Here is a 21,266-nt window from a genome sequence, read left to right as displayed (position 1 = left end):
AAAAGTTTATTTGCAATTTCTTTTATAAAAATTCAAAAATTATAACCGATAATGGTGGTAAAGTTACTTTAGCAGAAAAGGACTTACCATTCCAAGGTTTTTTTACGGCTTTTATTGGTTTTTTGTTTGAAACACCACTACCTCCAAACTCGGTTGAATCGCTGTTAAAAACTTCGTTTATTTTACCATATACTGGCAATCCAATTCTATAATCTTCTCTTAAACTTGGGGTTAAATTACAAATTACAACTACGTTTTGTTCGGCATTATCGCCTTTACGGATATATGAGATGACACTATTTTCATGGTCGTCGTAACTTATCCATTCAAAACCTTCACCTTCAAAGGGTTTTTCATATAAAGCTGGTGTGTTTCTATAAAAAGTATTTAAAGCTTTATAGTATTTTTTTAAGTTTTGATGCGGAATAAAATCGAGTAAATTCCAGTCTAAGCTTTCTTGAAAATCCCATTCGTTGTACTGCCCAAATTCACTACCCATAAACAATAATTTGGTTCCTGGATGCGTGAACATGTAGCCATATAACAAACGTAAGTTCGCAAAACGTTGCCACTCATCACCAGGCATACGGCCTAAAATGGAGTTTTTACCGTAAACGACTTCATCATGTGATAGCGGAAGCATAAAATTTTCGGTAAAAGCGTAAGCTAAACTAAATGTTATTTCATTATGATGGTATTTTCTGTAAACAGGATCTTTTTGAAAGTATTCTAAAGTATCATGCATCCAGCCCATCATCCATTTCATGCCAAAACCTAAGCCGCCAATATCGGTTGGTTTCGATACCATTGGGAAAGCTGTAGACTCTTCGGCAATAGTTTGCACATCGGGGAACGAAGCGTAAACTTCTTTATTCAATTCTTTTAAAAAGCTAATTACAGCAAGGTTTTCGCGACCACCGTATATGTTTGGTTCCCACTCGCCATCTTCTCTCGAATAGTCTAAAAATAGCATGGATGCAACAGCGTCTACGCGTAAGCCATCGGCATGGTATTGGTCTAGCCAAAAAATGGCGTTACTTATTAAAAATGAACGTACTTCGTTGCGTTCGTAATTAAAAATTAGGCTTTTCCAGTCTTGGTGATAGCCTTTACGTTTATCGGGGTGTTCGTATAAATGCGATCCATCAAAAAAGCCTAAACCGTGGGCATCTTCGGGGAAATGCGAAGGCACCCAATCTAGAATAATACCAATATCGTTTTGGTGTAACTTATCGACTAAATATTTAAATTCTTCGGGATAACCATAGCGCGATGTTGGTGCAAAATATCCTGTTAATTGATAGCCCCACGAGGGGTCGAAAGGATATTCCATAATTGGCATAAGCTCAACATGGGTAAAATTCATGTCTTTTACGTATGTTACTAACTCGTCGGCAAGCTCGAAATACGACATAAAACGGTTTTCTTCAACCTTTTTTTTCCAGGAACCTAAGTGAACTTCGTAAACTGAATATGGTGCGTTTAAAGCATTGTGTTTTTTACGTTTTTTCATCCAATCGGTATCCTTCCAACCGTAATTGTCTTCCCAAACAATTGATGCTGTACTTGGCGGATGCTCACACCGGCGTGCATACGGATCGGATTTTTCGGTAACTACACCATGGTGATGGCTTACAATTTTGTATTTGTACAAATTGCCTTTACCAACAAAAGGTATAAAACCCTCCCAAATACCGCTAGAGTCCCAACGTACATTAAGTTGGTGTTCGTCACCAGTCCAATAATTAAAATCACCCACCACCGAAACTTCTTTAGCACTAGGCGCCCAAACTGCAAAGTAGGTGCCCTCTATACCATCGAGAGTAATAATGTGCGATCCAAATTTTTCGTATAGCCTAAAGTGTTTTCCGGCTTTAAAAAGATTTATATCAAATTCTGTAAATAAACTGTGTGCTTTAACGTGTGCCATATATTATAACTTGAAGCCTGACGGAATTGTGGCTCCTTTTTTTATTACTACTATGCCTTCTTTTATGGCGTACGTATCGGTTTCTGTATTTTCTAAATGAGGACCTCCTTCAATAGTTACGTCATCACCAATACGGCAATTTTTATCGAGAATGGCATTTTTTATAAAACAACGTTCGCCAATACCTTTTAAAATTTTAATTTGTTTTTCTTCAATTTCTAATAGCGTTTCATAAGCGTCTGTACCCATCATGTAGGTATTGCTAACCACAGACTCCTTACCAATTCTAGAACGAATACCAATTACTGAGCGCTCTATTTTTGAAGCTGAAATAATACAACCTTCAGATATCACCGCTTTGTCCAACTGAGTACCGGCAATTTTTGTTGTTGGTAGCATTCTGGCTCTGGTGTAAATGCGCTTTTTCTTATCGTAAAGATTAAATTTTGGAATATCGTCGGTTAAACCAATGTTTGCTTCAAAAAAGGAATCGATATTACCAATATCGGTCCAATAGCCTTCATACTGGTAACTTAACGTTATGTGTTCTGTTATGGTTTGTGGAATAATTTCTTTTCCAAAATCAATGGTTGTTTCATCTTCCATTAATTTAATTAACAGGTCTCTATTAAAAATATAAATACCCATTGAGGCAAGATAATTTCTGCCTTCGTTTTTCATTTCTTCACTAACTTCCGAAGTCCAATCTGGTAATAAACTAGCGTCTGGTTTTTCTATAAACGAGGTAACTACATTTTCATCGTTGGCTTTCATAATACCAAATGAGGTGGCATCTTTAGCGTTTACCGGAATGGTGGCAATAGAAATTTCGGCATTAGCAGCTTCGTGTGCAGCGATCATTTTATCGTAATCCATTTGATATAATTGATCGCCCGAAAGAATTAGTGCATATTCAAAATCATGACGCACAAAATGGTGCATACTTTGGCGAACTGCATCAGCTGTACCTTGAAACCATCCTTTGTTTTTAGGGGTTTGTTCTGCAGCTAAAACATCAACAAAAGCGCTACTAAAAAAGCTAAAATGATAGGTGTTTTTTATATGCCTATTTAATGAGGCTGAGTTAAATTGTGTTAACACAAAAATGCGTTTAATATCGGAATTTATACAGTTTGATATAGGAATATCTACCAAACGGTATTTCCCAGCAATAGGAACTGCTGGTTTAGAGCGTTCTTCGGTTAAAGGATGTAATCGAGAGCCTTGACCACCGCCAAGAATAATGGATAGCACTTTATTATTAATCATTTTTACTTAGTTTATAGAATTATATAGGTTGATGTATTGTTGTGCAGAGGCGTGCCATGAATGGTCAATTGTCATAATTTGTGTTCTTAATTTTTTGTATTTTGATGGTGTTGAATAAAGTTTAACTGCACGATTAATAGTTTCATTAATTTCTGCAACATTGGTGGTATCGTGACAAAAACCAAAACCATTGGTTTCTTCAATATCGATAACCGTATCTTTTAGACCGCCAATTTTAGTAACAATGGGTATGGTACCATACCGCAGAGAGTACATTTGGTTTAGTCCGCAAGGTTCTACTCGCGAAGGCATTAAAAGAAAATCGGCGCCAGCATAAATAATATGCGATAGTTTTTCGTCGTAGCCGATGTAGGTGTTATAATTACCTTCAAATTCTGTTTTTAAAGCGTTAAGGCTATCTTCTAAATAAGGATCGCCAGAGCCTAAAAGTAGAATGTTAAGATCGTTATTTTTAAGGGCATTTTTAAAAATTTCTGGAAACAAATCGGTGCCTTTTTGATGTACTAATCGACCAATAAAAGCGAAAAGCGGTTTGTTTTCGTCTAAATTAAAAGCATCACAAAGGTGTTTTTTATTTGCTTTAGCTCCTTTATTAACCGTATTTATGGTATAATTTTCAATAAGAAACTCATCGGTTTCTGGATTCCAAACATCGGTATCGATGCCATTTAAAATCCCAGAGCATTTTGCGCCTTCGGCGCTTAATAAACTTTCTAAACCATTGGCATTTTTTTTCAATTCTTCCATGTAGGTTGGCGAAACGGTGCTAACACGCCATGCGCATTTTATAGCTGCAGCTAATGGGTTTATGGTTCCGCCCCAATCTAAAAGGCCAACATTGTCGAAATTAAATGCTGGAATTAGGTGCACCTTATCGTGTGGAAACCAACCTTGATATTGCGCATTATGTATGGTTAAAATACTTGGTATATGCCTAAAATCTTCATATTTAAAACTCTCTTGAAGCATAAACGGAATTAACCCAGTATGATGATCGTGACAATGAATTACATCTGGATAATCGTGCCATGTTAATAACCAATCTAAAGTTGCTATTTGAAAGGCTAAAAAGCGTTCGGTATCTTCATAAGAATACACGTAATCTTTAAAAAGTAAATCCGGAATATCAACAAAAAACACATCAAAATCTAATGTTGAATCTTGAAGTACTAAAATATTAAATTTATAAGTGGTTTCACCTAAAAAAACTTCGGAAGAATAAATAGTATCAAAGTGGTTAGTTTTGGTAAATTTATTATCGTAAAAAGGCATAAAAACCTGTGAGTAAACTCCAGAATTATTAAGGTATTTAGGTAAAGCACCAACTACATCTGCAAGCCCTCCAACTTTAGCAACGGGATAGCATTCTGCACTAATGTGTATAATTTTCATTATTTATTTTTGGTTCTGTATAAACTTACAAAAATAAACGACAAAAATTAAAAACATTTTTTGTTTTTAAAGAAATTAATGCATTATTAATAATTTAAAAATGAATTAATAACAATAAGATATTTTTAAGCTTTAAAATTAATGATTTTCTAATCGTTAAGTTTTAAAACAGCCATAAATGCTTGCTGAGGTATTTCGACATTTCCTACTTGTCTCATACGCTTCTTACCCTTTTTCTGTTTTTCTAGCAGTTTACGCTTACGCGAGATGTCTCCGCCGTAACATTTTGCAGTTACATCTTTACGTAAAGCTTTTACGGTTTCACGAGCAATAATTTTGGCTCCAATGGCTGCTTGAATAGGAATATCGAATTGCTGACGCGGTATTAACTCCTTCAATTTCTCACACATTTTTTTACCAATGTTATGTGCGTTATCGGCGTGAATTAAAGCCGAAAGTGCATCAACCGATTGGGCGTTTAATAACACATCTAAACGAACCAATTTAGACTGCTTCATACCAATAGGATGATAATCGAACGACGCATAACCTTTAGAAACCGTTTTTAATCTATCGTAAAAATCGAAAACTATTTCCGCTAATGGCATATCAAAATTAAGCTCAACACGCTCGGTGGTTAAATAGGTTTGGTTTGTTATTTGTCCGCGTTTTTCAATACACAAGCTCATAACGTTACCAACAAAATCGGATTTGGTAATTATGGTTGCTTTAATGTATGGTTCTTCAACACGGTTTAATGTTGAAGGTTCTGGTAAGTCAGACGGGTTATTAACAATAATAACTTCGTCTGGATTTTTATTTGTAAAAGCGTGGTAGCTTACGTTGGGAACGGTTGTAATAACCGTCATATTAAACTCACGCTCTAAACGTTCTTGAATAATTTCCATATGAAGCATGCCTAAAAACCCACAACGGAAACCAAAACCTAGCGCTGCAGAACTTTCTGGAGCAAATACTAACGAGGCATCGTTAAGTTGCAGTTTTTCCATAGAGGCACGAAGTTCTTCGTAATCTTCGGTATCAACAGGATAAATACCTGCAAAAACCATGGGTTTAACATCTTCGAAACCACCAATGGCATTTTTTGTTGGGTTGGCCGAATCGGTAATAGTATCACCAACTTTTACCTCTTTAGCTTCTTTTATACCTGTAATAACGTAGCCAACATCGCCCGCTTTAATTTCTTGCTTTGGCTGTTGCTTTAATTTTAGGGTACCAACTTCGTCGGCACCATAAGTTTTACCAGTGGCAATAAATTTTATTTGCTGATTTTTTTTAATAGAACCATTTATAACTCTAAAGTAGGTTTCTACACCACGAAATGGGTTGTAAACCGAGTCGAAAATTAAGGCTTGTAGCGGTTCGTTAGGTTCACCAACAGGAGCAGGAATACGCTCAATAATGGCTTTTAAAATATTATCTACACCAAAACCAGTTTTTCCGCTGGCATGAATTACCTCTTCGGGGTCGCAACCTAATAAATCAACAATATCATCGGTTACTTCTTCTGGATTGGCACTAGGTAAATCTACTTTGTTTAAAACTGGAATGATTTCTAAATCGTTTTCTAAAGCTAAATACAGGTTAGAAATGGTTTGCGCCTGTATGCTTTGAGCGGCATCAACAATTAATAGCGCCCCTTCGCAGGCAGCGATTGATCGTGATACTTCGTAACTAAAATCTACGTGTCCAGGTGTGTCAATTAGGTTAAGCACATACTTTTCGCCTTCAAAAACATAATCCATTTGTATGGCGTGCGATTTAATGGTAATACCGCGTTCGCGCTCCAAATCCATGTTATCTAAAAGTTGGTCTTGTTTTTCACGTTCGGTTACCGAACCGGTGTAGTCTAATAAACGATCGGCAAGGGTACTTTTACCATGGTCAATATGTGCAATAATGCAAAAGTTTCTAATATTCTTCATATAGCTAACCTAAAAATAGATTTAGTTTGCAAATATATGTGTTTTTGCATGAGCTTAAAACATCGTAAGTGGCTAAAATTTGTATCGACTTTGTATAAAAGCTTCATTTTTTTTAAAATGTTGAAAAATTTAACTGAAAATTAAACCTTTCCACTTGGTTATAGTCTTACATTTATTGCTTATATCAACTAATAAACCACATGCTTCATCCATCAAAAAAAATTAAAAAACAGTATATAATTTATATGTTGTTAATGCTGTTTTTTGCCTTTAATCTTAGCGCTCAAAATCAAAAAAAGGTCCCCGATATTGAAAAAATTTATTTGCATACCGATCGGGATGCATATATGTTAGGCGAATCGCTTTGGTATAAGGCCTATGTGGTTTATGCATACAATAATTTACTGTTTGATAAAAGTAGCGTGTTGTATGTTGATTTAATTTCTGAAGATAACAAGGTTGTTTTAAGCAACAAAACCCGATTGGAGCAAGGTTTAGGAAATGGCGATTTTATTTTAACGGATTCTTTGGGGGTGCAAAAACCAGGTAAATATCAATTAAGAGCTTATACGAATTGGAACAGAAATTTTGAAGAATCTTTAATTTTTAAAAAGAATATTGAAATTCTAGATGTTTTTAATTACAACATGGTAGATAATGATAAGTCTAAAAAATCAGCTAAAAACAAATCAAGAAATAGTATTGAAAATTCTTATAGCGTTAATTTTTTTCCTGAAGGTGGTTCGCTGTTAGAAAATGTTGCGAGTGTTGTAGCTTTTAAAGCCGAAGATGCCTTTGGAAACCCAATAAAAGTACAAGGAGAACTGTTTGATGAAGCCGATAATTTAGTAACCTTATTTGTTAGTTTACACGATGGTATGGGTAAATTTCAGTTTAAACCTTTGCCTAATAAAACCTATTACGCAAAAATAAAAACATCAAACCAAACCGAAATTAAAATAGATTTACCAAAGCCTATACAACAAGGTTATGTGCTGGCATCACGTATGTTAAAAGATAAACATATAATTACTATAAAAACCAACAACAAAACGTTAAAAGAAACCGGTAATGCTCCTGTAACCTTAGTTTGTAATACACGTGGTATAGCGTATTTTGAGGGTTCTCAGCCATTAAATAGTAACAATACATCTTTTGAATTACCTACCGAGAATTTCCCCGAAGGTATTAGCCAGTTAACGCTTTACGATGCATCGCAAAAACCGCAAAGTGAACGTTTGGTATATATTGAAAAACCGCATGATTTAAATGTGTCTTTAAGCACAAACAAAACATCGTACCAACCCAACGAAGAAGTTGTAATACAAATGACTTCAAAAGATAGCCAAAACCAAACTGTTCCTGCGAGTTTTTCGCTTAGTGTTTCGGACCAAAACGGACGACAAGCAATTAATGATTATACAAGCAATATTTGTTCATATTTTTTAATGGAATCTGATATAAAAGGGCGTGTAAATAATCCTGGATTTTATTTTGATGCTAATAATAGCAAGCGTTTGGTGTTTTTAGATTTGTTATTATTAACTCAAGGATGGCGTGATTTTTTATGGAAACATGCAGCAAAAACACATGATAATTTAATTTTTAAAGCAGAAAAAGGACTTGAAATTTCCGGACATGTAAAACAGCTTTTTGGTAGTAAAAACAAACCCGATAGTAATGTAACCCTGTCGCTTTTAAATGATGATGGAATACAATTGTTTCATACGTTAACCGATTCGTTAGGCGCTTTTAATTTTAACGATTTGGTGTTTACTGGCAAAACTACCATGATGTTAAATACAAGTAACCAAAAAGGTAAAGGCCGAGGCATGTTTATTTTAGATTCGGTTCCAGAATTACCTGTAATGTTTGATTATAAGTTGGACGTTGAAGATACAACAAATCAAAATTCATTAAAAGAAGCCATTTATAAAAAATATATGATGTATGGTGTACCGCCAGAAAATGTTTTGGCGGCCGTAGAAATTACAGCCTCAAAAAAAGATGATGTACCACAAAGCATGTATGGTTTTGCCGATAATACTTTTGTTGTAGATGATAAAACTCTGGTTTACAGCGATATTTTTCAGTTTATTCAATTTAATGTGCCTGGGGTTTCTGTGATGAATAATCAATTAGGTTTTAGTCGATACGGCGGTCAACCCGCGCAAATATTGGTAGATGGTGTACAATGGGATCAAGAAAGTGTGCGTAATATGCAAGCCGTTGACGTTGCCAAAATAGAAGCTTTTAAAGGGCCAAATACCGCTATTTTTGGTGGGCAAGGTGGTAATGGTGTTATTGTAATTTATACTAAACGTGGCGAGGTTAACATACCAACAAAACCGTCATTACATTCTATTACTCAAATAATTGATGGCTATTACAATGCCCGTACTTTTTTTTCGCCTACACCCGATAAATTAAATGTTAGTACCGAAAACGATATTAGAAACACCCTATACTGGAATCCGTATGTATTTCCAGATGAAAACAAACCTACAACCCTAAAGTTTTATAACAGTAAAGTTGAAACCACAGTAAAAGTGGAATTACAAGGGTTAACGGGCTCTGGTATTCCTGTGGTTAAAACGGTTTATTATACGGTTGAGCAGTAGAATTTTATTTTAAAATTCGTCTTATTATCATCAATAGGTATGTTTACCCAAAATACTGTATTTTTGCCACAAAAATTGTATCGTGGTAAAAATAGGTAATATAGAACTTCCAGACTTTCCGCTGCTATTAGCTCCTATGGAAGATGTAAGCGATCCGCCATTTCGTAAATTGTGTAAAGAACAAGGCGCCGATGTGGTTTACACCGAGTTTGTTTCTAGCGAAGGGCTTATTCGTAATGCTGCTAAAAGTGTTATGAAGCTCGATATTTACGAAAAAGAGCGTCCTGTTGGTATTCAAATATTTGGTGCTAATTTAGATAGCATGTTGCAAACCATCGATATTGTATCAGAATCGAAACCAGATATTATCGATATAAATTTTGGTTGTCCGGTAAAAAAAGTAGTAAGTAAAGGCGCTGGCGCGGGTATTTTAAAAGATGTTTGCCTGATGGAAAAACTCACTGCCGAAATGGTTAAGCGCAGCAGTATTCCTATTACCGTAAAAACTCGATTGGGTTGGGATCACGACTCTATAAAAATTGTTGAAGTTGCCGAACGCTTGCAAGATGTAGGCTGTAAAGCCATTGCTATTCATGGGCGTACACGTGCGCAAATGTATAAAGGTAATGCCGATTGGAAACCAATTGCACAAGTAAAAAACAACCCACGCATGCATATTCCAGTATTTGGAAACGGCGATGTAAATACGCCAGAACGAGCCGTGGAAATGCGCGATGAATATGGGTTAGATGGTTGTATGATTGGTCGTGCTAGTATTGGTAATCCATGGTTTTTTAAACAAGTGAAACACTTTTTTACAACAGGTGAGCATTTGGCACCAATAAGTATGCAAGAACGTGTGGATGCTGCTCGCCGACATTTACAAATGAGTATCGATTGGAAAGGCGAAATTCTAGGTGTTCTGGAAACCAGACGACATTACACGAATTATTTTAAAGGCATTCCGCATTTTAAAGAATATCGTACCAAAATGGTAACTAGCGACGATGCAAAGGATGTTTTTGCAGCTTTTGATGAGGTAGAAGAAAAATTTGCCAATTATCAATTTACCGAATAATTAACGAGAAGCTTCTTTTATGATTATTAAAATTGAATAAAGCGTGTTTTGTCATCTTTAGGATAGACGAAAGGTTTTTGTATAGCAATTTTATATATTTCTAACAGGAATAAAAACGATGAAAACAACCGTTAAAATAACATACTGCACCCAATGTAAATGGTTATTACGCGCTACTTGGATGGCTCAAGAATTACTTTCAACGTTTAATGATGAGATTGATGAATTAATACTTGTACCAGGAACTGGTGGAATTTTTGAAGTTTATGCCAACGACGAAAAAATTTGGTCTAGAAAAGAGATGAAAGGTTTTCCTGAAATTACAACTTTAAAAATAAAAGTACGCGACGTCATTGCTCCAACTCGAGATTTAGGACATATTGATAGGAAAAAGTAGGTTTTTGGTGTCGTTGAGGGAAATATTTCTCGGTGAGTCGCTAAGGCGCAAAGAGGATTTTATAAGTAAAGAGTTTGTTAAATAGGTCACTGCGAGGTACGAAGCAGTCTTATAAAATTATCGTTTAAGGTTTGTGTGCTCGCAAAGTCGTTGAGGTACAAAGTTGTTATCAGATGATAGTGTTTAATACGAGTTCGATTTAATCTCACTTTTATTTATTTGAAAATAAGTAAACTAGTATCTTTTGTCAGGTTGAGCGTAGTCGAAACCAAATTGATATAGGATTATTAGGAGACCTTTCGGCTGCGCTCAAGGTGACAAATATCTGTTACATTGATTTTTTGACTATTCTTTTATATATTTAAAATCGAACTCACTTTAGTTTAGGTAGCTATTTTGTTAAGTCCGTTTCGGTTTTTAGTTATTTGTCAACCGTTGGAAAACTAAATATTCCTAACCATAGACTCCGTAATTCGGGTAGAAGCAATTTTACTAGCCACAATACCTAAAACCCAAATGGTAACCAAAACAATTACAACGTTTTCAAACTTTATAGTTACAGGATAAGGTAAGGTTGGTGTAATCATTACCAAATTAAATTGTTGCTGTATCAAGGTAATAATTAAGGCTAAAATAAGCCCGATAATGCCCCCAATAACACTCATTAAACTACCTTGAAGAAAAAATATTCGCTTTATATCTTTTACTGTTGCACCAATATTAAATAAGGTTTTTAAGCTATTTTTTTTGTCAAGAATCATCATTATTAATGAACCAATAATGTTAAAAAAGGCAATTATTAATACCAAAGTAAAAATTAAATACACGGCTAAATTTTCGGTATTAAGCATTTTGTAGAGCGCATCGTTTAATTGTGCGCGGTTTTTTATAGTAATCCGGTCGCCCAGAATGGCTTTTATTTTGTTTTTAACTTCAGCTTCGTTGGCATTTTCACTTAAAACAAATTCTATTGAAGACAGTTGATTGTCTTGGTAATTTAATAAATGCTTCACCAAATCTATTGGAGCAAAAATGTATTCATCATTTAAACTTTCATTTATAAAAAATACGCCAACATTTATGGTTCTTACAGAGTTAAATGCATTTTTAGTTGAGGTTATTTGCCCTGTTCCAGGTTTGGGTACATAAATGTTTATTGGTTTTGTAAAATCTAAAACGCCAAGCGAAAGGCTATTTGAAATACCCCAGCCTACAACTATTTGATTGGATTTTTGGTCAAACCAATCGCCGTAATCTAAAATAGAATCAACGCTGGCAATGTATTTGTAATTTGCATCAACACCTTTTATGGTTGCTAAGGCGTTTTTGTCGTCGGTACGAATGGCTACACGGTCTTCAATGACTTTAGAAAAATGCGTTATTTCCTTTATGTTTTCAAGCTGAGTAAGTTCGCTATTGGTAATTAAAAACGATTTTCCGCTAGCACTTTCGGCTTTTAAGTCGGGATCTAAAATACTAGAAAATTTAAGTGTAAAATCTTTTAAACCTGCAAAACCCGATAATACTATAAACAACGATGCTGCCCCTAAAATAACGCCAATTAGGGCAATATAAGTGATAAAATTTATAGCATTGTTGCTACTTTTAGAGTGTAAATAGCGTTTGGCTATGTAAAGCGAAAAATTCATGCTTTAAAGATAAGAAAGCTAAAACACAGATGGGTTTAGCGACTTACTTTTTTTTGCGTTTATCTAAAATTGAAGGATCTTTAATAGGGTTGTCTTCGCCTTTTAACGACTTGTTTATATTGTCGATATACTCCAAAGAGTCATCAATAAAAAACTCTAAATTAGGCATACGACGTAACTGATTTTTTGTGCGTTGCGCCAACTCATGTCTAATAAGTGGCGTGTTAGAGCGAATACCTTCTAAAAGTGGTTTTGTTTTATCGTTAGGGAAGATGCTTAAATACACTTTGGCAATACTTAAATCGACCGTAACACGTACTTTACTTACCGAAATTATAACCCCACGCATACCGCCATCGGTGGCTGCTCGTTGTAAAACATCTACCAAATCGTGTTGTAAAACCGATGCTATTTTTTTTTGTCTTTGACTTTCTTCCAAAATGTTATATGCTATTAAAGTGCAAAAATAAGATTATTTTTATTACCATAATTTGTATCTTCAGCAAATAACGCCTTTAAAATGAATAAAATTGAACATATTGGTATAGCTGTAAAAAGTTTAAAGGATTCTTGTGTTTTATTTGAAAAGCTTCTTGGTGCACCTCATTACAAAATTGAAGAAGTAGCTTTAGAGGCCGTAAACACTGCTTTTTTTAAAGCTGGCGATAATAAAGTAGAATTACTTGAAGCGACAAACCCTAATAGTGCCATTGCAAAGTTTATTGAAAAAAAGGGCGAAGGCGTACATCATATTGCTTTTGCTGTGAGTAATATTGAAACAGAAATTGAGCGTCTTAAAAATGAAGGCTTTACAGTTTTAAACGAACAGCCTAAACGAGGCGCCGATAACAAATTAGTGGCTTTTTTGCATCCAAAAACAACAAACGGTGTTTTAATTGAATTATGCCAAGATATAAAGGATTAATTTTTCTTGTAGAGTTATAAAATAAGTAGTAATATTGCACTCTCTTTTTAAAAAGAGTATTAGCTTTTGCTAATGGGTCCTATAACTCAGTTGGTTAGAGTATCTGACTCATAATCAGAAAGTCCCTGGTTCGAGCCCAGGTGGGACCACTTAATAGAAATCGCTTCATATATTTTGGAGCGGTTTTTTTATTTCTACATTTTAATAATATTAACGCAGTTATTCTAGTTTGTATTAAAGATTATGTTGTCCTGAAATGGTTTCGGTAAAATTTATAATACATGCTGTAATCTATTATTTTTCAGCTAAAAGCAGCATGATTTTACCAGAAAGCGTATAACAATCTGTTCTCAATTACAGGAAAATGGGAATAGATTTAGAGGTTTTAAAAGAAAGTCAAGACCATATTAAAGTTGAAATTTCTTAAAACAGGTTAATAAAATGGTAAAATCTGCCTTTTATTATTACTTTTAACCATAACCTAAATCAAGATTTAAGAGGCTTATTATAAAATGTTTATGAGATTTTTGTTTTTTTTGACTAAAACCGTAAAATTATGTCAAATTAATTATAATTTAACGTAACATAAATCGTTTATATTTTAGTTTTAACCGAAAAAACATATATTTGTTCCTTAAATAAAAAGCATAAGTTCATTGTAAATATTTTGTTCAAAATTGAAGCGAAAAAATGAATAAAAATGTATTTCGTCGATATTTTTATACAGTTTAAAGATAAAAAAAGATCATTAGATGTATATTTACTTTGCTAGCTCGCTTTTTTTCATACTTTTGTGACCCCATGACAATACAAAATAAAAGAATATTTGCCTCAATCTTATTTGTATTAATAAGTTTGGTGTGTGTTGCACAAAATAATCCTCCGCCACCAGGGCCACCACCACCGTATGGCTTACCTATTGATGGTGGTGTAATTGCGGGTGCAGTGGTTGCCTTATGTTATGGTGTAAAAAAATTGGTATTGGGTAAAAAATAATTAGCGTTTTACTGCTTTAGTTCTACAAGTCGCGCTACATATTTTCCTAAAACATCAAATTCTAAATTTACAATGGTGTCTTTTGTAAAGGTGTTAAAGTTGGTATGCTGGTAAGTATATGGTATAATGGCTACGCTAAAACTATCTTTTTTCGAATTAACAACCGTTAAACTTGTTCCGTTTACTGTAATCGAGCCTTTTTCAATAGTTATGTTATTTAATGCAGGGTTGTAGCTAAATGTAAAAATCCAACTTCCGTTTTCTTCGGTAACACTTTCACAAACTGCGGTTTGGTCTACATGGCCTTGTACAATATGGCCGTCAAGTCTGTCACCAAGTTTCATAGCGCGTTCTAAATTTACTTTATCGTTTACTTTTAAAGAACTTAAATTAGTTTTTACTAAGGTTTCTTTTATGGCTGTAACCGTATAAATATCGTTGTTTATATTAACAACCGTTAAGCAAACACCGTTATGAGCGACACTCTGGTCTATTTTTAATTCGTTTGTAATTGAGCTTTTAATTGAAATATGAAGATTATCTTTTTCGGTTTGTAATGCCGAAACCGTACCAATAGTTTCAATAATACCTGTAAACATTTTATTGTGGGTTTATTTAATTAAATTTGCAACATCAAAATTACAAACAAAAGTTATCATTTTTAAATGAAGGAAGCTGAAAATATAATAGTAGGAATATCAATAGGCGATTTAAATGGCATTGGCGGAGAAATTATTTTAAAAACATTTGATGATGCTCGAATGATGGAGTTTTGCACACCAGTTGTATTTGCATCAGCTAAAACTATAACTTTTTTAAAAAAGCATTTTAATTCCGAAATTAAGTTTCATGCTATAAATAATATTGAACAAATAGCGCTTGGTAAGTTTAATGTATTTAATTGTTGGAACGAACATGTAAAAATTGAATTTGGTAAAGAAGATCAAAAAATTGGAGAATATGCATTAAGATCGTTGCAAAAGGCCACCGAAGCTTTAAAAAACAATACCATTGATGCTTTAGTAACGGCACCAATAAACAAACATAACATACAAAGTAAAGACTTTAATTTTCCAGGGCATACCGATTATTTAGCCAAAGAACTTGGTGGCAAAAGCCTAATGTTTATGATTACAAATACATTACGTGTAGGTTTGTTTACCGATCATGTTCCGGTAAAAGATATTGCCAACCACATTACGCCAAAACTTATTGAAGATAAAATAAATACCTTGTACACATCGCTTAAACAAGATTTTAGAATACAAAAACCTAAAATAGCGGTGTTAGGTATAAATCCACATACTGGCGATAACGGTGTTATAGGTTCTGAAGACGACGAGGTTTTACGCCCAACACTAAAGGCTATTCAAGAAAAAGGTAAACTCGTTTATGGTCCTTATGCTGCCGATAGCTTTTTTGGTTCCAATACCTATAAAAGTTTCGATGCGGTAATTGCATCGTATCACGATCAAGGTTTGGTGCCTTTTAAAACACTATCGTTTGGCCAAGGCGTTAATTTTACAGCAGGTTTAAGTAAAGTACGTACTTCGCCCGATCATGGAACGGCCTATGAGATAGCAGGAAAAGGAATGGCGAACGAAAATTCGTTTAAAGAAGCCGTATTTAGTGCTATATCTATTTATAAAAATCGATCGGATTACGAAGATTTAACAGCAAATCCGTTAAAAAAAGCATCTAAAAAGTAATTATTTTTATCTTTATAAAAGTAATTAACAATGTTAATGCGCTATAAATTAAACGAGTAAACAAAAAAATGTTTATAAATATCGCTACGTAAATAAAAATTTATATATTTGCAGGCTCAAAATAGATACGATTAAAATGAAGCCATTAAAAGAGTTTACAATTCCTTTTGTGGGATTAAAAATTGGGAAGCATCATTTTGATTATGAAGTTGAGAAAGCGTTCTTTGAATATTTTGAGTTTGAAGATTTTAATGATGCTAACATAACTGTAAATGTTGAGTTAGAAAAAAAATCAACCTTATTAGAGTTGCATTTTAAAATCTTGGGATGGGTAAACGTAAATTGTGATTTAACAAACGAACCTTACAACCAAACCATTGAAAATGAGTTTAATTTGGTAGTAAAGTTTGGCGATGAGTATAACGACGATTATATAGATATACTTATAATACCACATGGCACATTCGAAATTAACATACAACAGTATGTGTACGAACTTATTGTGTTAGCGGTACCAGCAAAACGCGTGCATCCAGGAGTTGAAGACGGAAGTCTAGATTCCGAAATACTTAAAAAATTAGAAGAACTAAGCCCTAGCGAGCAAAAAGAACATAAAGACCAAAACGAGGACATTGATCCTCGCTGGAATAAATTAAAAAATCTATTAACGGATAAATAACATATAAAATGGCACATCCTAAACGTAAAATCTCGAAAACTAGAAGAGATAAAAGAAGAACACATTACAAAGCTACTGCGCCACAAATAGCAACTTGTCCTACAACAGGCGAGCCACATTTATATCACAGAGCGCACTGGCATGAAGGTAAACTTTATTACAGAGGTCAAGTATTAATTGACAATTCTGAAGTAGAAAACGTAGCATAAATTTATTATGCAAGCATATAGAAAAACGCTCTTTTTGGGCGTTTTTTTTATGAAAACGTTTTTTATACATCGCAAAAACTAGTAATTTGCATTCTATTACACCAAATTTCTGTAATTTCACTAAAATTTGGGCGTTTTTGTACGATTTGTAATAATTTTTAGTCCTATTTAACTATAAAGTTATGAGTAAAATTTCTGCAGCAATTACAGCTGTAGGCGCTTATGTGCCAGATTATGTATTAACCAACCAAATTTTGGAAACTATGGTTGATACTAATGACGAATGGATTACCACTAGAACTGGTATTAAAGAACGAAGAATACTAAAAGATGAAGACAAAGGCACTTCATTTCTTGCCATAAAAGCCGCACAAGACCTTATTAATAAAAAGGGTATCGACCCTAAAGATATCGAACTGGTTATTGTGGCTACTGCTACACCCGATTTAAAAGCCGCTTCAACAGCATCATATACTGCCTCAGAAATAGGAGCAACAAATGCATTTTCGTTCGATATGGACGCGGCATGTTCTAGCTTTTTATACGGCATGTCGGTAGCTTCAAGTTATATCGAGTCGGGGCGTTATAAAAATGTATTACTTATTGGCGCCGATAAAATGTCTTCTATAATTAATTATAAAGACCGCGCCACTTGTATTATTTTTGGCGATGGCGCAGGTGCCGTTTTATTCGAACCAAACACCGAAGGTTTAGGCTACCAAAACGAATATTTACGTAGCGATGGTACGGGTAGAGACTTTTTACAAGCACCTGCAGGTGGTTCGCTAAACCCAATAACACACGAAGCAATAGATGAAGGTAAACAGTACGCTTTTCAAGAAGGTAGAACTGTTTTTAAAAATGCCGTGTTTAATATGGCCGATGCGACCGTAAAAATATTAGAACGAAACAATTTAACTAAAGATAATGTAAATTGGTTGGCAGCACACCAAGCCAATAAACGTATTATTGATGCTACTGCCGAACGCATTAATTTAGAACCAGAAAAGGTAATGATGAATATTCATAAATATGGAAATACAACATCGGCAACCTTACCTTTATTACTACACGACTACGAGTCGCAACTTAAAAAAGGAGATAATATTATTTTTGCTGCCTTTGGTGGCGGATTTAATTGGGGCTCAATATATTTAAAATGGGCTTATAACGCTTAATACTTAAACCAAAAAACCCACTAATTCAATAAAACTATGGATTTAAAAGAGATTCAAAACTTAATCAAGTTTGTTGCCAAGTCTGGTGCAAGCGAGGTTAAATTAGAAATGGACGATGTAAAAATCACCATTAAAACCGGATCAGAATCAGATACAACTATTGTACATCAAATGCAAGCGCCTCAAATAGCGCAGCCTGCTCCTGTAGCGGCGGCACCTGTGGTTGAAACTCCAGCAACACCAGCGGCTCCAGCAGAAACTAAAGCTGCAGACGACTCAAAATATATTACTATTAAATCGCCAATTATTGGTACATTCTACAGAAAACCAGCTCCAGATAAACCTTTATTTGTTGAAGTAGGGCAAACTATTGCCGAAGGAGATGTGCTTTGTATTATCGAAGCTATGAAACTTTTTAACGAAATCGAATCAGAAGTATCTGGTAAAGTTGTTAAAATTTTAGTTGACGATTCTTCTCCTGTAGAATTCGATCAACCATTATTTTTAGTAGATCCATCATAACCAATTTTAAAATTCCAAAAAACAAATCCCAATTTGTTGGTATTTGGAATTTGAGATTTTAAATATTATTACGTTATGTTTAAAAAAATATTAATAGCAAACCGAGGCGAAATAGCACTACGTGTTATTAGAACTTGTAAAGAAATGGGAATTAAAACCGTTGCGGTTTATTCTAAAGTCGATGAAGAAAGTTTACACGTAAAGTTTGCCGATGAAGCCGTATGTATCGGACCAGCACCAAGTAGCGAGTCTTACTTAAAAATGTCTAACATTATAGCTGCTGCCGAAATAACAAACGCCGATGCTATTCACCCAGGTTACGGGTTTTTATCAGAAAATGCGAAATTTTCTAAAATTTGTGACGAACACGGTATAAAATTTATTGGTGCATCTCCAGAGATGATTGATAAAATGGGCGATAAAGCCAACGCAAAAGCAACCATGAAAGCTGCAGGTGTACCATGTGTACCTGGTAGCGATGGTGTTATCACATCGTACGAAGAATGCGAAAAAATTGCCAAAGAAACCGGTTATCCAGTAATGCTTAAAGCTTCTGCTGGTGGCGGTGGTAAAGGTATGCGTGCCGTTTGGAAACAAGAAGATTTAAAACCTGCTTGGGATTCTGCGCGTCAAGAAAGTAAAGCTGCTTTTGGTAATGACGATATGTATATGGAGAAACTTATTGAAGAGCCTCGCCATATCGAAATACAAATTGTTGGCGATTCTAGCGGTAAAGCTTGTCATTTATCAGAAAGAGATTGTTCTGTTCAAAGAAGACACCAAAAGTTAACTGAAGAAACACCTTCGCCATTCATGACCGATAAGTTGCGCGACGATATGGGTAAAGCCGCTGTTCGTGCTGCCGAATATATTAATTACGAAGGAGCCGGAACGGTTGAGTTCTTGGTAGATAAGCACCGTAATTTCTATTTCATGGAAATGAATACCCGTATTCAAGTAGAGCATCCAATTACAGAGCAAGTTATCGATTTCGATTTAATTCGTGAACAAATACTTGTCGCTGCAGGTGTGCCAATTTCGGGTAAAAATTACTTGCCAAAATTACATTCTATTGAGTGTCGTATCAATGCCGAAGATCCGTTTAATGGTTTCAGACCATCACCAGGTGTTATTACAACTTTACACGCGCCAGGTGGCCATGGTGTACGTTTAGATACGCATGTTTACGCAGGTTACGCTATTCCGCCAAACTACGATTCTATGATTGCTAAGTTAATCACAACAGCGCAAACCAGAGAAGAGGCTATAAATAAAATGAAACGTGCCTTAGACGAGTTCGTTATAGAAGGCATTAAAACAACCATTCCATTCCACAGACAATTAATGGATCATCCAGATTATATCGCAGGTAACTACACCACGAAATTTATGGAAGACTTTGTTATGAAAAAACAGGTTGAAGAATAATAAACTAAGAAACTCCGGAAGTAATTTTCGGAGTTTTTTTATGGTGTTCCTTTTGCCTTTTCGTGGGCAAAAGTCAGGCTATCCGTTATATCTTTTTTCTCATACTTCAAAAAAAGGATGCCACTACTATCCTTAACACAAAGCCAACAACAGTATTAAAAATTAAGTACATTTACATCACTTAAAAAATACTTTTTTTTGAACTTTAGTTACTGGGAAATAAAATCGTGGTTAACCAACATAGATTTCACTATTATTGGAAGTGGTATTGTTGGCTTAAATTGTGCATTGCAATTAAAAAAAATGTATCCCCAAGCCCATATTTTAATTTTTGAAAAAGGAATATTACCACAAGGCGCAAGTACTAAAAATGCAGGATTTGCTTGCTTTGGTAGCTTAAGTGAAATTTTAGACGATTTAAATACGCATACCGAAGCAGAGGTATTTGACTTAGTTGAAAAGCGTATTGAAGGCTTGCAATTACTACGACAAACCTTAGGCGATACAACCATAAATTATCAAGCTTTTGGTGGTTACGAATTATTTACCGAAAATGACAATTTATTTGAAAACTGCCTATCTAAAAAACAGCACATCAACAACCTATTAAAACCACTTTTTAAAGCTGAAGTTTTTAGCGTAAAAGACAATAGTTTCAATTTTAAAAACATAAAAAATCAATATATTTTTAATGCGTTTGAAGGTCAAATAGACACCGGAAAAATGATGTCTGCTTTACTACAAAAAGCACAATCTAAAGGGATAAAAATTTTAAATAATATAACTGTTGAAAGTTTTACTGAAGACCAAAATTCGGTAAAAATAAAGACGAATCAATTCGAGTTTTCAACATCAAAATTAATGATTGCAACAAACGGTTTTTCGTCGCAATTAAACATTCCAAATGTAAAACCAGCACGAGCGCAAGTACTCATTACAAAACCGATAAAAGATTTACATATAAAAGGTACATTTCATTTAGATCAAGGCTATTATTATTTCAGAAATATTGATAATCGCATCCTTTTTGGTGGCGGGCGACATCTTGATTTTAAAACCGAAGAAACTACCGAATTTGCCCAAACCAAGCTCATTCAAAATAAATTAGAAGCACTTTTAAAAACCACGATTTTACCCGAAACAGATTTTGAAATCGAACAGCGTTGGTCTGGTATTATGGGCGTTGGTAAACAAAAAAAGGCTATTGTAAAACAACTATCTAACAATGTATTTTGTGGTGTTAGACTTGGCGGAATGGGTGTAGCAATTGGCAGCTTAATTGGTAAGGAATTAGCAGAAATAACTCTAAATTAAATA

19 protein-coding genes and 1 tRNA gene are annotated in these 21,266 nt (G+C 34.5%); 13 read left to right on the top strand and 7 right to left on the bottom strand.

Translation table 11 applies throughout. The annotated features are described in order from the left end of the window. Positions 1 to 22 precede the first annotated feature (22 nt). The 4 genes from glgB to lepA form a co-directional block, all read right to left on the bottom strand. Complete coding sequence (gene glgB, locus PK35_RS04715) at positions 23 to 1,930, bottom strand: 1,4-alpha-glucan branching protein GlgB (RefSeq protein ID WP_044625530.1); 1,908 nt, start codon at positions 1,928 to 1,930, stop codon at positions 23 to 25. 3 nt (positions 1,931 to 1,933) lie between these two features. Next, positions 1,934 to 3,199 carry a glucose-1-phosphate adenylyltransferase gene (locus tag PK35_RS04710; RefSeq protein ID WP_044625529.1) on the bottom strand — a complete coding sequence of 422 codons (1,266 nt, stop codon included), beginning with the start codon at positions 3,197 to 3,199 and terminating at the stop codon, positions 1,934 to 1,936. A gap of 6 nt (positions 3,200 to 3,205) precedes the next feature. After that, positions 3,206 to 4,612 (bottom strand): glycogen synthase, encoded by a 1,407-nt coding sequence (locus tag PK35_RS04705; RefSeq protein ID WP_044625528.1) that lies wholly within the window; start codon positions 4,610 to 4,612, stop codon positions 3,206 to 3,208. A 149-nt stretch (positions 4,613 to 4,761) separates the two neighbouring features. Further along, positions 4,762 to 6,558, bottom strand: coding sequence for a translation elongation factor 4 (gene lepA / locus PK35_RS04700; protein WP_044625527.1), 1,797 nt, complete (start codon positions 6,556 to 6,558; stop codon positions 4,762 to 4,764). Positions 6,559 to 6,758: 200 nt separating this feature from the next. Between lepA and PK35_RS04695 the strand changes: the two genes are divergently transcribed. From PK35_RS04695 to PK35_RS04685, 3 genes are all read left to right on the top strand, one after another. Further along, positions 6,759 to 9,179: a Plug domain-containing protein gene (locus tag PK35_RS04695; protein ID WP_044625526.1), complete on the top strand. Its 2,421-nt coding sequence runs from the start codon at positions 6,759 to 6,761 to the stop codon at positions 9,177 to 9,179. An 82-nt stretch (positions 9,180 to 9,261) separates the two neighbouring features. Further along, positions 9,262 to 10,257 (top strand): tRNA dihydrouridine synthase DusB, encoded by a 996-nt coding sequence (dusB, locus tag PK35_RS04690; RefSeq protein WP_044625525.1) that lies wholly within the window; start codon positions 9,262 to 9,264, stop codon positions 10,255 to 10,257. A 118-nt stretch (positions 10,258 to 10,375) separates the two neighbouring features. Then, entirely contained in the window at positions 10,376 to 10,654 is a 279-nt protein-coding gene (locus tag PK35_RS04685) for an Rdx family protein (protein ID WP_044625524.1), read from the top strand. 443 nt (positions 10,655 to 11,097) lie between these two features. Here the strand turns inward: PK35_RS04685 and PK35_RS04680 are convergent, their stop codons facing one another. Both PK35_RS04680 and rbfA read right to left on the bottom strand, forming a co-directional pair. Beyond that, entirely contained in the window at positions 11,098 to 12,303 is a 1,206-nt protein-coding gene (locus PK35_RS04680; protein ID WP_044625523.1) for an ABC transporter permease, read from the bottom strand. A gap of 43 nt (positions 12,304 to 12,346) precedes the next feature. Continuing rightward, on the bottom strand, positions 12,347 to 12,742 hold the full coding sequence (gene rbfA, locus PK35_RS04675; RefSeq protein ID WP_044625522.1) for a 30S ribosome-binding factor RbfA: 396 nt from the start codon (positions 12,740 to 12,742) through the stop codon (positions 12,347 to 12,349). Between the two features lie 81 nt (positions 12,743 to 12,823). On the opposite strand from rbfA, the gene mce reads away from it, so the two are divergent. From mce to PK35_RS04660, 3 genes are all read left to right on the top strand, one after another. Next, positions 12,824 to 13,228, top strand: coding sequence for a methylmalonyl-CoA epimerase (gene mce, locus PK35_RS04670; protein ID WP_044625521.1), 405 nt, complete (start codon positions 12,824 to 12,826; stop codon positions 13,226 to 13,228). A 75-nt stretch (positions 13,229 to 13,303) separates the two neighbouring features. Then, positions 13,304 to 13,377, top strand: a tRNA-Ile gene (locus tag PK35_RS04665). Between the two features lie 652 nt (positions 13,378 to 14,029). Next, entirely contained in the window at positions 14,030 to 14,224 is a 195-nt protein-coding gene (locus PK35_RS04660) for a hypothetical protein (protein WP_044625520.1), read from the top strand. A gap of 8 nt (positions 14,225 to 14,232) precedes the next feature. Here PK35_RS04660 and PK35_RS04655 read toward each other — a convergent pair whose 3' ends face one another. After that, entirely contained in the window at positions 14,233 to 14,823 is a 591-nt protein-coding gene (locus PK35_RS04655) for a riboflavin synthase (protein ID WP_044625519.1), read from the bottom strand. A gap of 66 nt (positions 14,824 to 14,889) precedes the next feature. Between PK35_RS04655 and pdxA the strand changes: the two genes are divergently transcribed. The 7 genes from pdxA to PK35_RS04620 all read left to right on the top strand — a co-directional run bounded on the left by pdxA (position 14,890) and on the right by PK35_RS04620 (position 21,263). Continuing rightward, on the top strand, positions 14,890 to 15,933 hold the full coding sequence (gene pdxA / locus PK35_RS04650) for a 4-hydroxythreonine-4-phosphate dehydrogenase PdxA (protein ID WP_044625518.1): 1,044 nt from the start codon (positions 14,890 to 14,892) through the stop codon (positions 15,931 to 15,933). A gap of 136 nt (positions 15,934 to 16,069) precedes the next feature. After that, positions 16,070 to 16,612 carry a YceD family protein gene (locus tag PK35_RS04645; protein ID WP_044625517.1) on the top strand — a complete coding sequence of 181 codons (543 nt, stop codon included), beginning with the start codon at positions 16,070 to 16,072 and terminating at the stop codon, positions 16,610 to 16,612. A gap of 8 nt (positions 16,613 to 16,620) precedes the next feature. Beyond that, on the top strand, positions 16,621 to 16,821 hold the full coding sequence (gene rpmF, locus PK35_RS04640) for a 50S ribosomal protein L32 (protein ID WP_042496062.1): 201 nt from the start codon (positions 16,621 to 16,623) through the stop codon (positions 16,819 to 16,821). Between the two features lie 182 nt (positions 16,822 to 17,003). After that, positions 17,004 to 17,999, top strand: coding sequence for a beta-ketoacyl-ACP synthase III (locus PK35_RS04635; RefSeq protein ID WP_044625516.1), 996 nt, complete (start codon positions 17,004 to 17,006; stop codon positions 17,997 to 17,999). 36 nt (positions 18,000 to 18,035) lie between these two features. Next, positions 18,036 to 18,521, top strand: coding sequence for an acetyl-CoA carboxylase biotin carboxyl carrier protein (accB, locus tag PK35_RS04630; RefSeq protein ID WP_044625515.1), 486 nt, complete (start codon positions 18,036 to 18,038; stop codon positions 18,519 to 18,521). Positions 18,522 to 18,596: 75 nt separating this feature from the next. Next, on the top strand, positions 18,597 to 19,949 hold the full coding sequence (gene accC, locus PK35_RS04625; RefSeq protein WP_044625514.1) for an acetyl-CoA carboxylase biotin carboxylase subunit: 1,353 nt from the start codon (positions 18,597 to 18,599) through the stop codon (positions 19,947 to 19,949). Positions 19,950 to 20,147: 198 nt separating this feature from the next. Beyond that, positions 20,148 to 21,263 (top strand): NAD(P)/FAD-dependent oxidoreductase, encoded by a 1,116-nt coding sequence (locus PK35_RS04620; RefSeq protein WP_044625513.1) that lies wholly within the window; start codon positions 20,148 to 20,150, stop codon positions 21,261 to 21,263. Positions 21,264 to 21,266 lie beyond the last annotated feature (3 nt).

The organism is Neotamlana nanhaiensis, from assembly GCF_000943555.1.
In the GTDB taxonomy this organism is placed as follows: Bacteria; Bacteroidota; Bacteroidia; order Flavobacteriales; family Flavobacteriaceae; genus Neotamlana; species Neotamlana nanhaiensis.
Note: the sequence above shows the minus strand (reverse complement) of the source record. Positions and strands in the feature narration are given on the sequence as shown.